20 protein-coding genes are annotated in these 18,029 nt (G+C 67.8%); 12 read left to right on the top strand and 8 right to left on the bottom strand.

Features of this window, described 5'->3' with window-relative positions; translation table 11 throughout:
* Nucleotides 1–20: 20 nt before the first annotated feature.
* Both NF876_RS09330 and NF876_RS09325 read left to right on the top strand, forming a co-directional pair.
* On the top strand, nt 21–1,061 hold the full coding sequence (locus NF876_RS09330; protein WP_373696640.1) for a FecCD family ABC transporter permease: 1,041 nt from the start codon (nt 21–23) through the stop codon (nt 1,059–1,061).
* Complete coding sequence (locus NF876_RS09325; RefSeq protein WP_262268520.1) at nt 1,055–1,825, top strand: ABC transporter ATP-binding protein; 771 nt, start codon at nt 1,055–1,057, stop codon at nt 1,823–1,825. Before NF876_RS09330 ends, NF876_RS09325 begins: the two co-directional genes overlap by 7 nt.
* 30 nt (nt 1,826–1,855) lie before the next feature.
* On the opposite strand, the gene NF876_RS09320 is transcribed toward NF876_RS09325, so the two are convergent.
* Nucleotides 1,856–2,152: a hypothetical protein gene (locus NF876_RS09320; protein ID WP_262268519.1), complete on the bottom strand. Its 297-nt coding sequence runs from the start codon at nt 2,150–2,152 to the stop codon at nt 1,856–1,858.
* Between the two features lie 241 nt (nt 2,153–2,393).
* Between NF876_RS09320 and ampC the strand changes: the two genes are divergently transcribed.
* Nucleotides 2,394–3,557, top strand: coding sequence for a class C beta-lactamase (gene ampC, locus NF876_RS09315; protein ID WP_262268518.1), 1,164 nt, complete (start codon nt 2,394–2,396; stop codon nt 3,555–3,557).
* Nucleotides 3,558–4,098: 541 nt separating this feature from the next.
* Here ampC and NF876_RS09310 read toward each other — a convergent pair.
* Entirely contained in the window at nt 4,099–4,422 is a 324-nt protein-coding gene (locus NF876_RS09310; protein ID WP_262268517.1) for a hypothetical protein, read from the bottom strand.
* A 203-nt stretch (nt 4,423–4,625) separates the two neighbouring features.
* Between NF876_RS09310 and NF876_RS09305 the strand changes: the two genes are divergently transcribed.
* From NF876_RS09305 to NF876_RS09285, 5 genes are all read left to right on the top strand, one after another.
* Complete coding sequence (locus NF876_RS09305) at nt 4,626–5,039, top strand: response regulator (RefSeq protein ID WP_262268516.1); 414 nt, start codon at nt 4,626–4,628, stop codon at nt 5,037–5,039.
* A 75-nt stretch (nt 5,040–5,114) separates the two neighbouring features.
* A complete protein-coding gene (locus tag NF876_RS09300) occupies nt 5,115–5,381 on the top strand; it encodes a DUF7696 family protein (RefSeq protein ID WP_262268515.1) in 267 nt (88 codons plus the stop codon).
* A gap of 445 nt (nt 5,382–5,826) precedes the next feature.
* Nucleotides 5,827–6,180: a hypothetical protein gene (locus NF876_RS09295; RefSeq protein WP_262268514.1), complete on the top strand. Its 354-nt coding sequence runs from the start codon at nt 5,827–5,829 to the stop codon at nt 6,178–6,180.
* Between the two features lie 140 nt (nt 6,181–6,320).
* Nucleotides 6,321–8,966 (top strand): bifunctional lysylphosphatidylglycerol flippase/synthetase MprF, encoded by a 2,646-nt coding sequence (mprF, locus tag NF876_RS09290; protein WP_262268513.1) that lies wholly within the window; start codon nt 6,321–6,323, stop codon nt 8,964–8,966.
* Nucleotides 8,963–10,366, top strand: coding sequence for a virulence factor family protein (locus tag NF876_RS09285; protein WP_262268512.1), 1,404 nt, complete (start codon nt 8,963–8,965; stop codon nt 10,364–10,366). Before mprF ends, NF876_RS09285 begins: the two co-directional genes overlap by 4 nt.
* A 24-nt stretch (nt 10,367–10,390) precedes the next feature.
* Here the strand turns inward: NF876_RS09285 and NF876_RS09280 are convergent, their stop codons facing one another.
* Entirely contained in the window at nt 10,391–10,684 is a 294-nt protein-coding gene (locus NF876_RS09280; protein WP_262268511.1) for a hypothetical protein, read from the bottom strand.
* A 128-nt stretch (nt 10,685–10,812) separates the two neighbouring features.
* On the bottom strand, nt 10,813–11,055 hold the full coding sequence (locus tag NF876_RS09275) for a DUF3297 family protein (protein WP_262268510.1): 243 nt from the start codon (nt 11,053–11,055) through the stop codon (nt 10,813–10,815).
* Between the two features lie 169 nt (nt 11,056–11,224).
* Between NF876_RS09275 and kynA the strand changes: the two genes are divergently transcribed.
* Together kynA and NF876_RS09265 are read left to right on the top strand one after the other, a co-directional pair.
* Nucleotides 11,225–12,055: a tryptophan 2,3-dioxygenase gene (kynA, locus tag NF876_RS09270; protein WP_262268509.1), complete on the top strand. Its 831-nt coding sequence runs from the start codon at nt 11,225–11,227 to the stop codon at nt 12,053–12,055.
* A 16-nt stretch (nt 12,056–12,071) separates the two neighbouring features.
* The gene (locus NF876_RS09265) at nt 12,072–13,265 is read left to right on the top strand and encodes an aminotransferase class V-fold PLP-dependent enzyme (RefSeq protein ID WP_262268508.1); all 1,194 of its coding nucleotides are present in this window, start codon (nt 12,072–12,074) and stop codon (nt 13,263–13,265) included.
* Between the two features lie 353 nt (nt 13,266–13,618).
* Here the strand turns inward: NF876_RS09265 and NF876_RS09260 are convergent, their stop codons facing one another.
* The 3 genes from NF876_RS09260 to NF876_RS09250 all read right to left on the bottom strand — a co-directional run bounded on the left by NF876_RS09260 (nt 13,619) and on the right by NF876_RS09250 (nt 16,186).
* Nucleotides 13,619–14,560 (bottom strand): D-alanyl-D-alanine carboxypeptidase family protein, encoded by a 942-nt coding sequence (locus NF876_RS09260; protein WP_262268507.1) that lies wholly within the window; start codon nt 14,558–14,560, stop codon nt 13,619–13,621.
* A gap of 112 nt (nt 14,561–14,672) precedes the next feature.
* Nucleotides 14,673–14,918, bottom strand: a complete 246-nt coding sequence (locus NF876_RS09255; RefSeq protein WP_262268506.1) for a hypothetical protein — start codon at nt 14,916–14,918, stop codon at nt 14,673–14,675.
* A gap of 89 nt (nt 14,919–15,007) precedes the next feature.
* The gene (locus NF876_RS09250) at nt 15,008–16,186 is read right to left on the bottom strand and encodes a BaiN/RdsA family NAD(P)/FAD-dependent oxidoreductase (protein WP_262268505.1); all 1,179 of its coding nucleotides are present in this window, start codon (nt 16,184–16,186) and stop codon (nt 15,008–15,010) included.
* Between the two features lie 379 nt (nt 16,187–16,565).
* On the opposite strand from NF876_RS09250, the gene NF876_RS09245 reads away from it, so the two are divergent.
* Nucleotides 16,566–17,036, top strand: coding sequence for an aminoacyl-tRNA deacylase (locus NF876_RS09245; RefSeq protein WP_262268504.1), 471 nt, complete (start codon nt 16,566–16,568; stop codon nt 17,034–17,036).
* Between the two features lie 127 nt (nt 17,037–17,163).
* Entirely contained in the window at nt 17,164–17,601 is a 438-nt protein-coding gene (locus tag NF876_RS09240; protein WP_262268503.1) for a YqaA family protein, read from the top strand.
* Here the strand turns inward: NF876_RS09240 and NF876_RS09235 are convergent.
* A complete protein-coding gene (locus NF876_RS09235) occupies nt 17,598–17,834 on the bottom strand; it encodes a hypothetical protein (RefSeq protein ID WP_262268502.1) in 237 nt (78 codons plus the stop codon). The two genes, NF876_RS09240 and NF876_RS09235, sit on opposite strands and share 4 nt — an antisense overlap.
* Nucleotides 17,835–18,029 lie beyond the last annotated feature (195 nt).

Below are 18,029 nucleotides of genomic sequence, written 5' to 3'. Positions count from 1 at the left end.
CCCACTCGCCCGCCATCGCCATGCCGCGGGGACGCGGAGCCTACCGCGTCCTCGTCCAGCGCAAGAAGCTCGTGCTTCTTGCGCTCGGCCTCGTCCTGATCCTCTCGGTGATCGCCGATCTCGGCCTGGGACCGGCGCGCTATTCCATGCGCGAGGTCGTGCTGGCGCTGATGGGCTCGCCCGAGGTCTCGCTCCAGACCAGCGTGGTGATCTGGGACATCCGCATGCCGGTCGCGCTCATGGCCGTCGTGGTGGGGGCGGCCCTGTCGGCCGCGGGCGCGCAGATGCAGACGATCCTCAACAACCCGCTCGCCAGCCCCTTCACGCTGGGCATCTCGGCGGCGGCGAGCTTCGGCGCCTCGATCGCCCTTGTGTTCGGCGTCGGCATCCTGCCCTGGGCCATCGACTACGTGGTGTCGATCAACGCCCTTCTCATGGCCATGGCGGCGGCTCTCTTCATCCATTTCATGAGCCAGAGGCGCGGCGTGACGGTCGAGACCATCGTGCTGCTCGGCATCACCCTGGTCTTCACCTTCAACGCGCTCCTCGCCCTGGTGCAGTATCTCGCCTCCGAGCAGGCGCTCGCCGCCGTGGTGTTCTGGACCATGGGCAGCCTGACCCGCGCCACCTGGCCGAAGCTCGCCATCACCACGGCCGTGGTGGCGATCTCCCTGCCCCTGTTCATGCGCCGCGCCTGGGCGCTCACGGCGCTGCGCCTGGGCGACGACAAGGCGGCGAGCTTCGGGGTCAACGTGCGCTGGCTGCGCCTGGAGACGATGATGATCATCAGCCTGCTTGCCGCCGTGCCGGTCGCCTTCGTGGGCACCATCGGGTTCATCGGCCTCGTCGGCCCGCACATCGCCCGCATGCTGGTGGGCGAGGACCAGCGCTATTTCCTGCCCGCCTCCGTCCTGTCGGGCGCGGCGATCCTGTCGCTGACGTCGGTCATCAGCAAGTCCATCGTGCCGGGAACGATCTTTCCCATCGGCATCATCACGGCCCTCGTGGGCGTGCCGTTCCTCTTCAGCCTGATCATGTCCAGCCGGAGGCGCTCATGGTAGCGACCCTGCAACTCACCGATGTCGGCGTGCGCTACGGCAGGCAGGAGGTGCTCTCGGGCGTCACCACGCCGGTGCTGAAGGGCGGCGAGGTCACGGCCGTGATCGGGCCGAACGCCGCCGGCAAGTCGAGCCTGTTCCGGCGCATCGCGGGCCTCCTCGACGGTCCCGGGACCATCCGCATCGACGATGGGGCGCTCCGGCCCGACCCGGGCCATGTCTGCTACATGCCGCAGGACACCTCGGTGAACACGGTGCTGACCGTCTACGAATCGGTGCTGCTCGCCCGCAAGCAGGGCGCGGGCCGCAAGGTGACGGACGAGGACCTTCACGAGGTCGACCGCATCCTCTACGATCTGCAGATCGAACCCATCTCCTTCAAGGGTCTGCACGAACTCAGCGGCGGACAGCGCCAGCTGGTCTCCCTCGCCCAGGTGCTGGTGCGCGATCCGAAGATCCTGCTCCTCGACGAGCCCACGAGCGCCCTCGACCTGCACCGGCAGGTGGAGGTGCTGGCCCTGATCCGCTGCCTCGCGAGGGAGCGCGGGATCTGCGTCATCCTGGCCATCCACGATCTCAACCAGGTCCTGCGCGTGGCCGACCGGGTGATGGTGATCGATGCCGGCACGATGGTCTCCTGCGGGCCGGTGGAATCGGTGATCACCCCGGCCCTGCTCCAGACCATCTATCGGGTGGAAGGCCGCATCGAGCGCTGCTCGCGCCAATCCGCCCACGTGATCATCGACGGGCCGATCGGACGGGCCTGACGCGGCGCCGTCCCGGCCGGCACGCGGGCCTCAGCGCTTCCTGGAAGCGGAAGCCTGCGTCTCCTTCAAGGTCGTCTCGACCTTGTCGAGCTTGTCCTCGATCTTATCGAGCTTCGTCAGGATCTGGTACAGCAGGTCCGGGACGACACGGGCATGATCGACATTCTCGCGGGACGCCTTCGCGGTCGCCTGCACGGCCTCGATCAACTCGCGCATCTCGGAGCGTGTCGCGGTCACGGCGTCGGCGGACGGCGCAGGAGCGGTTTGGGCGGCGGCCTGGCAGGCGAAACCGATTGTCAGAACAGAGGCGATGACCACGAGGCGCATTGTCGGGCTCCAGGAGAAGGCAAGAAGAGATCTCAAGATGTCGGCAGCAAGGCAAAGACTTTCTTCAAGGAACGCTGCGTTCTTTGTTGAAAGGCGGGAGCTTTCGGCCCGAAACGCCCCCTCCTGCGGCGCCATGGCCGTCCTAACCGCTTCTTCACCCTACAGGGTCATATCGCTCGCCATTCCGGGCAATCGCCCGACCCTGTCCTCATCGCAGGAACGCCTGCCGAATCGAAAGGAGATGCCCGTGCCGACGCGACGTCACCCCCGGCTTGCCGCCGCTCTTCTCGCCTTTGCCGCGACCCTGCTCCCTGCCCTGGCCGCCGGCTCCGACCAGGACGCGACGGTGCGCGAAGCGGTCGACGCGGCGGTGAAGCCGGTCATCGAGCGCTACGGCATCCCCGGACTGGCCGTCGCGGTGACCATCGACGGCAGGCGCCACTTCATGGATTACGGCGTGGCCTCGAAGGACCATCGGATCCCGGTCACGCGCGAGACGCTCTTCGAGCTCGGATCGATCAGCAAGACGTTCACCGCCACCCTGGCGACCCTCGCGGCGGTCGAAGACCGGCTGTCGCTCACCGACCCCGTCGGCCGGCACATGCCGGAACTGAAGGGCAGCGCCCTCGACAGGGTGCGGCTCCTCGACCTCGCGACGCATACGGCCGGGGGCTTTCCGCTCCAACTGCCCGCGGCCGTGAAGGATCAGAAGCAGCTCATCGCCTATTACCGCGCGTGGACGCCGAAGGCGCCCCCGGGAACGCAGCGCAGCTACGCCAATCCGAGCATCGGCCTTCTCGGTCTGGCGACCGCCCGCGCCATGGGGGCGAGCTTCGAGACCCTCGCGGGACAGCTGTTCCGCGATCTCGGCCTGCAGCACACCTTCATCGACGTTCCCGAGGCCGAGATGGCGTCCTATGCCTGGGGCTACGGCCGCGACGGCAAGCCCGTCCGCGTGTCCGATGCTCTCCTCGTGGCGGAGGCCTATGGCGTCAAGTCGAACGCGGTCGACATGCTCCGCTTCCTCGAGGCGAACATGGGCGTCGGCACGGTCCCGGAGAAACTCGCCCGGGCCCTGCGTGCGACCCGGACCGGCTATTTCCGCTCGGGCGGGCTGATCCAGGATCTCGTCTGGGAGCACTATCCCTATCCGGTCGCGCTCGACACGCTCGTCGCCGGCAACAGGATGAACCAGAAGGTCCATCCGGCCGCCGCGATCGACCCGCCCATGGCGCCGCGAGACGACGTGATCGTCAACAAGACCGGGTCGACCCTCGGGTTCGGAGCCTATGTGGCGTTCGTTCCGGGCAAGAGGATCGGGATCGTCATGCTGGCGAACAAGGCCTATCCCAACGAGGCCCGGGTGGAGGCAGCCCACCGGGTCCTCTCGCGCCTGACGGAATAGGCCGCGCCCCCTTCCACGTCATCACCGGGCTTGTCCCGGTGATCCCGATACGGTGAGGCGCCGCGCCCCAAAAGATCGGGATGGCCGGCACAAGGCCGGCCATGACGTGCGGAGGGTGTCATCACCCGCCACGTCATCACCGGGCTTGTCCCGGTGATCCCGCTTCTGTGAGGCGCCGCGCTTTTCCGATCGGGATGGCCGGCACAGGGCCGGCCATGACGTGGGTGGGTTGCAGGAAGGGCGGAGGGTGCCATGACACCGGAGGGTGTTGTCACCGGCCCTGACCACCTTCTCCACGTCATCACCGGGCTTGTCCCGGTAATCCCGCTTGTCTGGAACGCCGAGCCCTTCCGATCGAGATGGCCGGCGAGAGGCGGGTGCTGATCGGCCGGCCATGACGTGCGGAGGGTATCGGCACCGGGATTGTCCCGGTGACCTCGATCGGAAGACCGCCGAGCGCATCCTGCGGACGATGCGCCGCTTCAGGATGAGAGCATCGGATCCGATCCCAAAAGTGGTGTCCACATTTGGGTCCGAGGCTCTAGCACTCGGTCTTCTGTTTCGTCGTGGTGTCGCCGAACTCGTTCGTCTTCTGCTGCGTCGTTGTCGAGCACCCGGTGCTACCGGTCGCTCCCACGTCGCGATGCTCGATGATCACGTCCTTCCGGTCGGGACCGGACGCGGCGCCGCCGGCGATGCCGCCGATTCCCGCCCCGACGGCGGCACCGACGGGCCCGCCCACCACGGCTCCGGCCGTGCCGCCGGCAATCGCGCCGGCCGCGGCGCCACCCTCCTCGGCCCATGCCAGGGTCGGGACCGTCATCAGCAGCGCGGCAGCCGCGAACTTGAGATCAGAAACACGCATGACCTGCTCTCCACCTATCGAAGGAAAACTCCGCCATGACAACGGTGAAGGCAGCGCCGCGTTTCAGCGTGGCCGTTGCCCGAATTCCGGACGCCGTCTCGCGGCTGCAACCCTTCGGGACGATCCCTCGAAGGAGCGGTCGCGATTAACACGATGTTAATCGGCCGCGGCGGACAATTGCCGATCATCCGGGGAAGACCGTCATGGTTTCCGATTCCCGATCCAAGGCGATGGTCCTTGTCGTCGACGACGATGCCGTCGCCCGCGAGCTCGTCGCTCATCTTCTTCGAGCGGGCGGATACGACGTGACGGCCGTCCCCAACGGGGAGCGCGCGCTTCTGATCCTGTGCCAGCAGGGCGACGAAATCGACTGGCTCGTGTGCAAGGTGGACCTGCCGGGGCTGGTCTGCGGCTTCATCCTGAAAGACGAGTATGAGCGGCTTCATCCCGACCGGCCCGCGCTGCTGATCGCATCCCCCGATCCGGCCAGGACGTCGCCCGCCCACGCGGTTTTCATCCCTCCGGCGGCTCCGGTCAGAGTGCTCGAGGCTCTGCAGGGCCTGACAAGCCCGGATGCCCCGCGGGTCGTGCCGTTTCCGAGCGCGAAGGCAGCCTGATCGCTCCAGCGCGAGCCAGTCTCCCTCTCGCCTGCATTAATCATCTGGTTACCCCCTGTCCGGCATACCGACAGGATGACCTATTCCCGCGACACCGAAGCCGTTTCCGAGTTCACCGGCGAGCCCGTCAGCACCTGGTCCGAGGAATGGCGGATCGAGACCGAGGCCCGGACCGTCCTGAAGATGTCCAAGCAGGAGCGGGACGTCTTCTTCAACGGGCGGAAGGACGAGAACGGGAAGACGATCGACCGCGGGGTGGTCGGCATCCGGGGGGCGAAGGCGGCCGAGGAGATCAAGGCCACCATGGAGCGGCTGCAGGAAGCCCGTACCAAGCCCCGATGACGGACAGGACTCCTAAAAAGGTCGGTGTTTAGAAATAAAAAGAAAAGAAAAGGGTCGCGCCCGGTCTTTATCGACCGTGTTCGCGACCCTTCGAACCGTATTTGCCCCTACGGTGAGCCCGGATTAAATCATATGAGATGATCGATCAAGGGCAAATAGTTTGCAAATGAACGATCGGAAGCGTCAGAATAACGCAGAAATTCTATTGACACGCCCCATTCGTGTCACGGACCGTCACAATTTGGCCAAACTACTCCCTGAATAGATAGGTTCACCGACCTTATTATTTGCCCCTACGGGTCGGACCTTGAAGCGCCCCGAGAGCGGGCGCTTTCTTTTTGGGGCACAGGCCGCCACCTGAGCAAGCCTCCACTTGTTTCTGCCGTAATCAGGAAGCATTCAGGTTTCCTGTGAGATGATCACACCGGCGTTAAGGCGATTATCCGTGATCCCGCACCGCATCCTTCTGGCGCTCGCCCAGTCCCTGCTGGCGCTCCTGCTCATGGCGGGAACCGCGCAGGCGAAGCCGTGCCTTATCGATGACCGGGATTGCCTCGGCGCGTCCGAGACCACGCTGGCTCTCTCCGGCGACGCCATCGATTCGCCGGAAGGCGTCCTGGCGGACCTCCAGGCCGTGCCGGGTGGCGACGACGCCCCGGGCTCCCTCCTGCCGGGCATCGCCCCGACCGTCCTGATCGATCAGGCCCGCCTGATCACGATGGGCTGCATCGCCTGCCCGAACGCTCCGCCCTCGCACCGGGCCTGCGCCGCCCCTCCGACCGGCCCTCCCTTCGTCTGAACCTTCGCGGCGCCGTCGTCGTGCGCACCGCACTCCCGCGTGCGCCTGTCGCGGCGGCCCCCTTGCCCGTGCTTTGACGCGGTTCGAAGCGCCCGGGCGCCCGATTGAAGGCGCCAAAGACCACTCAGACGAGATCTCCCATGCCCACCACCGCTCTTCGCACAGCCGAGGCGAACCCCGCCGTCGAGGCGCACGCGACCCCGGCCGCTGCGGTCACCCCGCCCCGGCGCCCTTTCTTCCGGCGCTGGATGACACCGGCTCTCGCCCTGGCGGGGTTCGCCGCCCTCGCGGCCCTGCTCATGCGGCTTCTGTCCGGGCTCGACCTCGCGACCGTGGCCGCCAGTGCCGTCGGCACGCCGGTCTCGCTCATCGGAATCTCCCTGCTCTTCGCCGCCGTCAGCTACGCCGCGCTGATCGGGTATGATGCCTTCGGCCTCCGTGCCGCGACCGACAAGGCGGTACCGCTCGGGACCGTCGCGCTCGGGTCCTTCACGAGCTACGCCATCGGCCACACCCTGGGTTTTCCGCTCGTCACGGCGGGCGCCGTGCGCTGGCGCATCTATGGCGGGGCGGGCCTGAGCCTGAGCGAGGTCGCCAAGCTCACGGCCGTGGCCGCCATGACCCTGTGGGTCGGCATGGCCGGGGTGCTCGGGCTGAGCGCCACCCTCGAGCCGCAGGCCCTTGCCGCCCTCGACCATCTGCCGATGGGGTTCAACCGCGGCCTTGGGATCGCGCTGCTGGCGGGGCTCGCGGCTTACCTGGCCTGGAGCCGCGGGAGCGGTCGTGAGATCGGCCGGGGACGGATGCAGATCCGCGTCCCGGGCGGCGGAGCGGCGCTCGTCCAGATCGGCCTCGGCCTGACGGACATCTGCGCGGCCGCCGCAGCCCTGTGGGTGCTTCTCCCGGCGGATCTCGGCATCGGCTTTCCGGTTTTCGCGGCCGTTTTCGCAAGCGCCATCCTGCTCGCCGTGGTCAGTCACGTCCCGGCCGGGCTCGGCGCCTTCGAGGCGGCCATCCTGCTGGCCTTTCCGCAGGCTCCGGCGGCCGAGCTGCTGTCGGCCATCCTCGTCTGGCGGCTCACCTACACGCTGATTCCCTTCCTGTTCGCCGTGGCGCTGTTCCTGGCACACGAGGTGCGGCGCTCGGATGCGAAACTCACCCGCGCGGCGCGGCGCGTCCGGCGCCTCGTGCTGCCCTTCGTGCCGGCAGCCCTTGCCATTCTCACCTTCATCGGCGGCCTCGTGCTGCTCACCTCCGGCGCGCTCCCCAACGATTATTCACGCGTGCGGGCCCTGCGGCTTCTGGTGCCCCTGCCCTTCGCCGAGGTGTCGCACCTCGTCGGCAGCACGGCCGGCGTCGTGCTCCTTATCCTGTCCCGCGGCCTGATGCGCCGCCTCGCCAGCGCCTGGACCCTGTCCGTCGTCGTCATCGGGGCCGGGATCGTGGTGTCGCTGGCCAAAGGGTTCGACTGGGAGGAAGGGCTCGTTCTCGGGGCCGTTCTCACCCTGCTCCTGACCCACCGCTCGGCCTTCTACCGCAAGGCCGGGATCTTCGCCGAACCGCTGGAGCCGCGCTGGCTCGTGGCGGTCACCTTCATTCTCGGCTGCACCCTCTGGCTCGGCTTCACGGCCTTCCAGGACGTCGACTACAGCCATGACCTGTGGTGGCAGTTCAACTGGCACGACGATGCGTCCCGCTTCCTGCGCAGCAGCCTGGGAGCCATCATCATCGGGGCGGCCCTGTCGCTCTACGCGATGATCCATCGTCATCCCGATGCGCGCCGCGTGGAGCCCCTGAAGCCCGACGCGCTGGCGCCCGCCCTCGCCTGCGCCGAGCGCGCGGACGCGCATCTTGCCCTGCTCGAAGACAAGCGCTTCCTCTTCCATCCGTCCGGCGAAGCCTTCCTCATGTATGCCGTGCGCGGCAAGAGCTGGATCGCCATGGGCGATCCCATCGGCAAGCCCGAACATGCGGCCGACCTCATGTGGCAGTTCCTCGAGGAGGTCGACCGCCATGCGGGCTGGCCCGTATTCTACCAGGTCAGCCCGACGCATCTGCCACTCTATCTCGACGGCGGGCTGTCCCTCGTGAAGCTCGGCGAGGAGGCGCATGTGGATCTCGAGACCTTCACGACGGAGGGCAAGGCCGGCAAGGACTGGCGCGCGGCGCTCAACCGCGCCAAGCGCGAGAACCTCGAGTTCGCCATCATCCCGGCCGCCGAGGTGCCCGGCCATCTCGGCGAGCTGAAAGAAGTCTCGGACGCCTGGCTCGCGGGGCGCGGCGCCGGCGAGAAGGGGTTCTCGATCGGCTTCTGGTCGGAGCGCTACCTGTCCTATTTCGACGTGGCCGTGATCCGCCGGGACGGCCGCATCGTGGCCTTCGCGAACATCTGGTACGGCCAGCCCGGAGGCGAGATCACCATCGATCTCATGCGCTATCTGCCGGGCATCCCCGGCATCATGGATCTGCTCTTCGTCAGCCTCATGCAGGAGGGCAAGGCGCGGGGTTACCGCTGGTTCAACCTCGGCATGGCGCCGCTCTCGGGCCTGTCCGAGCATCGCCTCGCTCCGAGCTGGCACAAGGTCGCGGCCTTCGTGGCGCGCAACGGCGAGCGCTTCTACGGCTTCAAGGGCTTGCGGGCCTACAAGGAGAAGTTCGGCCCCGCCTGGGAGCCGCGCTATCTCGCGAGCCCGGGCGGCTGGGCGCTGCCGCAGATCCTGCTCGACGTGAGCAACCTGATTTCGGGAAGCCCGATCAAATCCATCAGCAAGGGGGCGAGATCATGAGGACGTTCAAGCATCTCCGGAACCTGACCGTCGTGGCGGCGCTCGTCGCCCTGGTGTTCGGCAGCGTGCTGCTCGGCCGCTCCGCATGGTCGGCCCTGATGCCGCCCACCGTATCCACCACGACGATCGACGTCGAGGGCTTCGGCCCCGTCGACATCGTCCGGGCGGAGGATCGTCCCTCGAAGGGGCTGGTCATTCTGGTGGCCGACGAGGCCGATGCGGCGGCGCGGCGGGAGGATGCCCTTGCGCTGGCGAAGGCCGGGCTGGCGGCAGCCTCCTTCAACTTCGACGCCCTGCGCGCCGACTTCGCCAAGTCGCCCCCCGAGGACGAGTGCCACTACGTGTCGGACGACCTGAAGGATCTCGCCCAGGCGGTGCAGCGCAAGCTCGGGCTGCAGCGCTACTTCTTCCCGGTGATCGCCGGACGGGGCGACGGCGCTGCCTTCGCCTATGCGGCCCTGGCGCAGGCTCCGGCGAACACTCTCGGAGGCGCCATCGGAATCGGCTTCAAGCCCCTGCTGAAGACCGACAGGACCTATTGCTTCGATCCCAAGCTCGAGCCGGCGGGCGACGGCTTCTTCGCCCTGCGCCGGGTGCCCGACCTGCCCGCGCCCTGGCGGGCCATTGCGCCGGAACGCGAGCGCCAGGCCGTGGAGGCCTTCCAGGGCGACGGCGACGAGGTCGCCTTCGTGCCGGCCGAGGACGCCGCCGCCGTCCGCGACGCCCTGATCGACAGCGCCGTCGAGCTGGGCAAGACCGGCGAGCGCGGCCACTCGCAGCTGCCCGTCTCGGTCATCGCCCCCGAGGGGCCGGCGAAAGGGCTCGCCGTCATCATCTCGGGCGACGGCGGCTGGCGGGATATCGACAAGTCCATCGGCGAATGGCTCGCGCAAAAGGGCGTCGCCGTCGTGGGGCTCGATTCCCTGCGCTATTTCTGGTCCAAGAAGAGCCCGAAGGACGTGGCCGCCGATCTCGGTCTGCTGTTCGACCATTACGGCGCGGAATTCGGGACCGACCACTATGCCATCGTGGGGTTCTCGTTCGGCTCCGACATCATGCCCGACGTGTGGCCGGAACTGCCCAAGGCGATCAAGGACCGGATCGGTCTCGTGTCGCTCCTGGCGCTCGGCACCAACGCGGATTTCGAGGTGACCGTGGAGGGCTTCATCGGCGCCGCCTCCGCCGAGAGCCGGCCCTTGACCCCGCTCCTCCATCAGTTGCCGCTCGACAAGACGCAGTGCATCTACGGCAAGGAGGAGGCGGAGGACAACGAGACCTCCTGCACGGCGCCCGAACTCGGCGGGACGCAAAGAATCGCGCTGGACGGCGGGCATCATTTCGACGGCGACTATTCCAAGGCCGCAGAGGCGATCTGGGGGCGGCTCAAGCCGACCCCGTAGCTCGCCGGGAGGGGCGGAGGCCCGTCAGGACGAGCCCTGCGGGGCGAAGAAGCAGATGATCGCGTGGGTGGTCGGCTCCTCGCAGATGTGGAACTTCCCATCCGGGGACATCTTGGCCTCGTCGCGGCCGACGAGGCGCCCGTCCCAGAGCCGCCAGCCCTCCTCGGTCTCGGTCACGGTCTCGCCCCTGGCCTGCGCCAGTTCGCGGCAATCGTGATCGTTGCAGCACCAGGCCGGATACCAGCCATGGGCCAGGGCCGGCCCGCCGAGGAGCCAGCCCGCGACCACGAGTGTTGTCCGTCGCCGACCAGCGGCCATCCTGGATCAGCCCCTCCCGAGGATCTTCCGAGCGGCAAGCTTATCCTGGATCGGCGCGTCCGCCACCCTACCCCTCCGGCTTGGCCGGGCGGCCGGCGATTCCGGGAGGACGAGGGCTCTCCCCGGCCTCACTCCGTCGTCTGGAGATAGGGCTCGACCTTGCCCTTGAGCTTGATGGTCATGGGATTGCCGAAGCGGTCCTTGGCGTTGCCGGCGGTGACGCGGACCCAGCCCTCGCTGACGCAATACTCGTCCACGTTGGTCTTCTCGGCCCCGTTGAAGCGGATTCCCACCCCCTTCGCGAGCAGCTCCTCGTCGTAATAGGGGCTGTTCGGGTTCGAGGACAGGCGGTCGGGAAGCGTGTCGGTCATGCGGGGTTGTCTCCGGCGATGGATCGTTCGGGGCGGCAACCTACTCTCTCGGGGAGCGAATGCCAATTCCGACTCACCCGGCGTGACAAGCCCGACGCAATGTCCTACTTTCGTAGAATTCATCTAAGGTAACGTAATAATCCGCGCCAAAGCGGAGCAGATCAGGGAGATGGCGTTGTCCGCAGCGACAGACGGGATTCACACCGACTTTTCCGACGGCATGAGCTATGGCGACTATCTCCGGCTCGACACGCTCCTCTCCGCCCAATCCCCCCTGACGGCCGAGCACGACGAACTCCTCTTCATCACCATCCATCAGGTGATGGAGCTCTGGCTGAAGCTCCTGAACCGCGAGCTCGACACCGCCCTGGCCTATATCCGGGCCGACGAGCTCCAGCCCGCCTTCAAATGCACCGCGCGCATCAATCGGATCCAGGAGCAGCTGATCCAGGCCTGGACGGTGCTCTCCACCATGACCCCGTCCGACTACCTGAGCTTCCGGCCGGCGCTCGGAAAGTCCTCCGGGTTCCAGTCGTGGCAGTACCGGCTGGTAGAGTTCAAGCTCGGCGCCAAGGATGCGGCCAAGATGGCGCCGCACCGCCACCGGGGCGACCTCGCCGAGCAGCTCGAGGCCGCCTACCGGGCGCCGAGCCTCTACGACGAGGCCCTGCGCCTCCTGGCCCGGCGCGGCTACGCGATCCCGGCCGAGGTGCTCGACCGCGACGTGACCCAGCCCTATGCGGCCAACGCGGGGGTCGAGGCCGCCTGGGAGGAGATCTACCGCCATGCGGGCGAGCATTTCGACCTTTACGAGCTCGCCGAGGAACTGGTCGACCTGGAGGATGCCTTCCAGCAATGGCGTTTCCGGCACATGAAGACGGTCGAGCGCATCATCGGCATGCGCAGCGGCACGGGCGGCAGCAGCGGCGTGACCTACCTGCGCAAGGCCCTCGAGCGCTCCTTCTTCCCCGAGCTCTGGTCCGTGCGCGGCAGGCTTTGACGGAGGGGGATGCGCCATGCTTGATCTTCGCCAGCATTTCTCCCGCTTCCTCAACACCGAGCCGGACCGCCTGCATTTCGCGGCCCACAGCCACCACCCCTGGCCCGACGTGACGCGGGACGCGCAGCTCCAGGCCTGGGACGATGCGGCCCGGCTCATGGACGACAAGTGGGAGCATGTCCTGGGTCCGGTCCTCGACGAGTATCGCGGCCATGTGGCCGGGCACCTCAACCTGCCCGATCCGTCCACCATCGCGGTCGCGCCCAACACCCACGAATTCCTCAAGCGCATCCTCTCCTGCTTCCCGGGGGACCGCCCGGTCCGGATCCTGACATCGGACGGCGAGTTCCACTCCTTCACGCGCCAGATCGCCCGCCTGGAGGAGGAGCGGGTCGTGGCCGTCACGCGGGTGCCGGCGGAGCCCTTCACGACCTTCGAGGACCGCTTCTTCACGGCCGCCCAGGACGGCTACGACCTCGTGTTCGTCAGCCAGGTCTTCTTCAATTCCGGCTTCGCGCCGGATGGCCGCAGGCTCGCCGAATGCGCCTGCGACGGCGCCATGATCGTGATCGACGGCTATCACGGCTTCATGGCGCGGCCGACGGATCTCGGCGGCATCGCGGAACGTGTGTTCTACATCGCCGGAGGATACAAATACGCCATGGCCGGCGAAGGCGCGTGCTTCATGCATTGCCCGCCGGGCTGGGGCCCGCGCCCGCGCGACACGGGCTGGTACGCGGCCTTCGGCAACCTCACCAACGCGCAGGGCGGACAGGTCGGCTACAGCCACGACGGCTGGCGCTTCATGGGCGCCACCTTCGACCCCTCGGGCCTCTACCGCTTCAACGCGGTGATGCGCTGGCTCGCGGATGAGGGCATCACGCCCGGCATCATCCACGCCCATGCGAAGGCGCTTCAGCAGCATTTCCTGCGCCGCATCGAGGCGTCCGCCCTGTTCGAGCACGCTTCCCTCGTGGTGCCGGCGGACGAGATGCGGCGCGGCAACTTCCTCACCTTCCGGACCCCCGAAGCGCAGACGATCCATCGCGACCTCGCGGAATTGCGCGTGGTGAGCGACGTGCGCGGCCAGCGCCTGCGCATCGGTTTCGGCATCTACCAGACGGAAGAGGAAGTGGACGATCTCGTGCGGCGCATCGACGAGGCCGGCGCACTGGAATCCCTGCCCGTCGACAGGCCGTCGGCTGCCTAGCGCATCGGACGGACCCAGAGGGCCGCGTCAGTGACCCGCTTTCGTCCACACGATACGCTCGGCGGTCTTCCGGTCGAGATCACCGCGACAAGCCCGGTGATGACAACCTCCGCCCTTCCCGCCACCCTCCGCACGTCATGGCCGGCCTTGTGCCGGCCATCCCGATCGGAAGAGCGCGGCGCCTCTCGCATCGAGATCACCGGGACAAGCCCGGTGATGACGTGGGAGGATGAACATCCGGTTCGCGCAAACCTCGCCCCGTCATGGCCGGCCGGTTATCACCCGCCTCTTGCCGTCCCGCCCGATTGTCCCATGCTCATCCCTTGAAGCGGCGCATCGTTGAGCGCTGATCGTCAGCGGAGCGGCTGAATCTCGGTGCGTTTCGCGACCGTCCCCGCGGCAGCCCTCGCTTCCAGGCGCGCCGGATCCTGCCGGCCGCATTTGAGGCGGCGCAGATCCGCCGCCGGGGCAGGTCCTGCGGCCTTCATGGTGCGCAGATTGCCGACGGGGCTCGCCCCGTCCGACAGGCCGGTGTTGAGCAGGTCCCGCATGACCAGCGTCCGGGTCGCGGCGCTCGGCGATCCGAGCACCACGCCGACGACGCGCCTGTCCCCGCGCAGGGCCGAGACCGCCACGTTGAATCCGGAGGCGCAGACGAAGCCGGTCTTCGAGGCTTCGAGCCCCGCGTAATCCTCCACCAGCTTGTTGGTGTTCTTGAGCATCCGGCCGTTGACGGTGATCGACGGGGTCCTGAGCAGGTCCATGTGGTCGCCGTGGTAGCTCAGGAGCACCATCATGAGCACGGCCATGTCCCGCGCGTTGGTCACCTGGCGGTCGTCGTGCAGGCCGGTCGGGTTGACGAACCGCGTCCCGGTCATGCCGAGGCGCCGCGCCTCCGCGTTCATGGCGGCCACGAACGCCTCCTCGCTGCCGCCGATGGCCTCCGCGACCGCGAAGGTGACGTCGTTGGCGCTCTTGACCATCATGACCGTGATCGCGTCCTCGAGCCTCAGGGACGTGCCCGGCGGGATGCCGAGCTTCGTGGGGGCCTGGGACGCCGCCTTCGCGCTCATGACCACGGACGTGTCCATGCTGACCTGGCCGGCGCGGACCGCCGAGAGGGCGAGATGCGCCGTCATCATCTTGGTGAGCGATGCGGGATGCCAGGAGCGGGTCGCCTCCTGGGCGGCGAGAACGTCGCCCGTGGACGCGTCCACCAGCAGCATGGGAGAGGCGCCGACGCCGGCAGGCATCAGGAGAAGGCCGGCAGCCAGGAGGAGCGAGAGCGGCTTCATGGCCGGATCGTTGCCCGAACCGTGGCCTGAGGCAAGCGCAACCCGGCAAAAACTGCCCCGCTCTACCTCTTTCGAGATGCGAAGCACCGTTTCGACGCCGTCGGAGGGCCCGTCACACGGCCGCTTCGGCCAGCATGAGCACGATGCCGAGCGCCACCAGGGCGATGCTGGGCCAATGGTGCCTGGGATGCAGGGAGCGCGCCCGCTCCCGCGGCTCCAGGGTGGCGCCGCCCTCCGCCGGGCCCAGGCGATGCGGGTCGCTCAGGCGGCCCTTCCAGAGAACCCGGCCTGCCGCGAGCACGATCCCGGCCACGATGAGCAGCGCACCGATCCAGATGAGGACCATGCCCGAATGCATGCGACCCTCCCCCGTGGAGTTCGACCCCGCGAGCATAGCACAGGGCCAGGGGAGAACACAGGCGGACGGGCACGGCCAGTGTCCCGCGATCAGGCCGCCTGTCCGGCGCACCAGCCGGACGACCATGCCCATTGGAAATTGTACCCGCCGAGCCAGCCGGTGACGTCCACCACCTCGCCGATGAAGTAGAGGCCGGGCACCGCCTTGGCTTCCATGGTCCGGGAATCGAGGTGGCGCGTATCCACGCCCCCGAGCGTCACCTCGGCGGTCCGATAGCCCTCCGATCCGGCCGGCTTGAAGCGCCAGCGGTTGACGGCCTCGGCGATGGCCCGGAGCCGCTTGTCGGAATGATCGGCCAGGTTGGCCGGCCCCTTCTCGGTTTCGGCGACGAGTTGCGCGAGGCGCTTGGGCAGGAGGGCGGACAGGGCGGTCTGAAGCGCCTGCCGGCCGTTCTGCGCGCGGGCGGCGCGCAGTTCCTCGAACAGGTCGACGCCCGGCAGCATGGACAGCACGATCTCGTCCCCCTCACGCCAGTAGGAGGAGATCTGCAGGATCGCCGGTCCGCTCAGGCCGCGATGGGTGAACAGCATGGCCTCGGCGAAAGTCGTCTTCCCGCAGCCCGCCACCGCGTCGACCGACACGCCCGCCAGCGGCGCGAGGCGCTCCAGCATGGAGGGCTCCAGGGTGAGCGGCACGAGGGCCGGCCGCGTCTCGACGATGGGCAGGCCGAATTGCTGCGCGAGATCGTAGCCGAACCCGGTGGCGCCCATCTTCGGGATCGACTTCCCGCCGGTGGCGACCACGAGAGACCGGCATCGCACCGCGCCCTGCGAGAGCGTGAGCGCAAACCCGTCCGACGTCTTCTCGACCGTCGCGACGGAGGTCGAGAGCCGCAGCTGAGCGTTCGCCTGACGCATCTCGGTCAGGAGCAGATCGACGATCTGCCTCGACGAACCGTCGCAGAAGAGCTGACCCAGGGTCTTCTCGTGATAGGCGATGCGGTAGCGCTCTACGAGGGCGACGAAATCTCGCTGCGTGTAGCGGCGCAGGGCCGAGATGGCGAAGCTTGGATTCTGCGAGAGGAAGTTGGCCGGCGCGGCGTTGAGATTGGTGAAGTTGCAGCGTCCGCCGCCGGAAATGCGGATCTTCTCGCCCGGCTTGGCCGCGTGATCGAGGACGAGCACGGAACGGCCGCGCTTGCCGGCCTCCGCCGCGCACATCATCCCGGCGGCCCCTGCGCCGATCACCACCACGTCGAACTGGTCCAAGAGAGGTCTTCCCGAAAGAGATGTCTCGGCGCCTCCGCGCGAACGATGCATGGCGGGCCGGCGTGGAAACGAGATGCGCCGTTGGTAGTGAACCTTGGGACGGGGAGCAAGTCCGGGGTGCAAGTCCGGGGTGCAAGTCCGGGGTGCAAGTCCGGGGTGTAAGTGTCAGCGCAGGGCCGGTGATGGCACCACATGACCGGCAGGCGGGCCGCTCCCTTCACCGACAATGTTCTCGGTCGCAGCCTTCTGTCGATTGAAGCCCACTTGACCCAGGTGTACCATCGGGATGTTTCCAAGCAACCGCGCTGCCCGAAGCGACGGTGTGTCAGTCGAGCCGCCCTCCCGGCATGCGAGCATCCTCGTCCCACAGGAGGTTGTCATGACGATCGCGCCCACCCTTCAACGCTACATGTCCGATCAGGGGATCAGCTACGATCTGATCGCGCACGAACCGGCCATGACCTCGCTGGGCACGGCCCATGCCGGGCACGTGCCGGGCGACCGGCTGGCCAAGGGCATCATGCTCAGCAACGGCCAGAGCTACATGCTGGCCGTACTGCCGGCCTCTCATCACCTGCGCCTGTCCGACCTCAAGACGGAACTCGGCCAGGAGCTGCGCCTCGCCTCCGAGGATGAGATCGTCGAGGTGTTCCGCGACTGCGACCGTGGCGCCATTCCGCCCGTCGGCACGTGCTACGGCCTCGACGTCATCGTCGAGAACAGCATGGAACGCCAGCCGGACGTCTATTTCGAAGGCGGCGACCACGCCACGCTGGTTCACGTGAAGGGCGACGATTTCGCGCGCCTCAACCCGCGGGCCCAGCACGGCACGTTCAGCGACCGGATGTAGCGTCGGCGGAGGCGTTCGCATCCGGCTCGGCGGAACGGCGGAACCATGATAGATCCCGCGCCGTTCAGGCCTCGGCGCGAGGCCTGAACCTTTGCGCCCCTCGCACCCGGTCCGACCGTCCCGCCCCATGCCCCACCTTGCCGAATACGGCGCCCTGTTCGCCGCGGCCTTCCTCTCGGCCACCATCTTCCCGTTCCAGTCGGAGGCCGTGCTCTTCGCCATGCTGGTGGCCGAGCATTATCCCTGGTGGCTGCTCATCCTCGTGGCGAGCGTGGGCAACATCCTCGGCTCCATCGTGAACTGGTTCCTGGGCCGCTTCTTCGCCCGTTTCGAGGACCGGGCCTGGTTTCCGGTGAAACGCCGGCAGATGGCGAAGGCCGAAGGCTGGTACCACCGTTACGGGCGCTGGACGCTGCTCCTGAGCTGGCTGCCGGTCGTCGGCGACCCGCTCACCATCGTGGCGGGCGTGATGCGCGAACCCCTGCGGGTCTTCATCCCGCTCGTGGCGCTGGCCAAGGCGGGACGGTATCTGGCCGTCGGGGCCCTGAGCCTGGGGTGGGTTTAAGGGCCCTGGAGGCTTGACCAGATCTCCTCCAGGTGCCGCGGCCCGAGCACCGCCCCGGAGGCCGCGCGGATCACCGCCTCCATGCCGGCCGGCGGCTCATTGTTCATGGCCCAGTGGATTGCCTCGCGCAGGGTGGCGAATTCCCTTACGTCGCTCGGATGACCCTGGCCGGCCGTGCCGATCGGCTCGTATTGCAGATGGGCCGGGGCATCCAGTTCGGCTTTGCTCAGCATGGCTCGGTCCTGCCTCGTTCGGGGGCTTTGAGCAGGACAACGTTCTTCGGGCTCAAGGCGTTGCAGCCTGGGATCGGTGCGGGCCCCTCATGTCATCACCGGCCCTGTGCCGGTGATCCCGAGCATGACAAGCGCCGCGCCTCACCGGATCGGGATGGCCGGGACAGGCCCGGCCATGACGTGCGGCCCGCCAAG

Source organism: Microvirga yunnanensis (assembly GCF_025460875.1).
The sequence above is the reverse complement of the archived record's forward strand: the minus strand, read 5'-3'. Positions and strand labels throughout refer to the sequence as shown.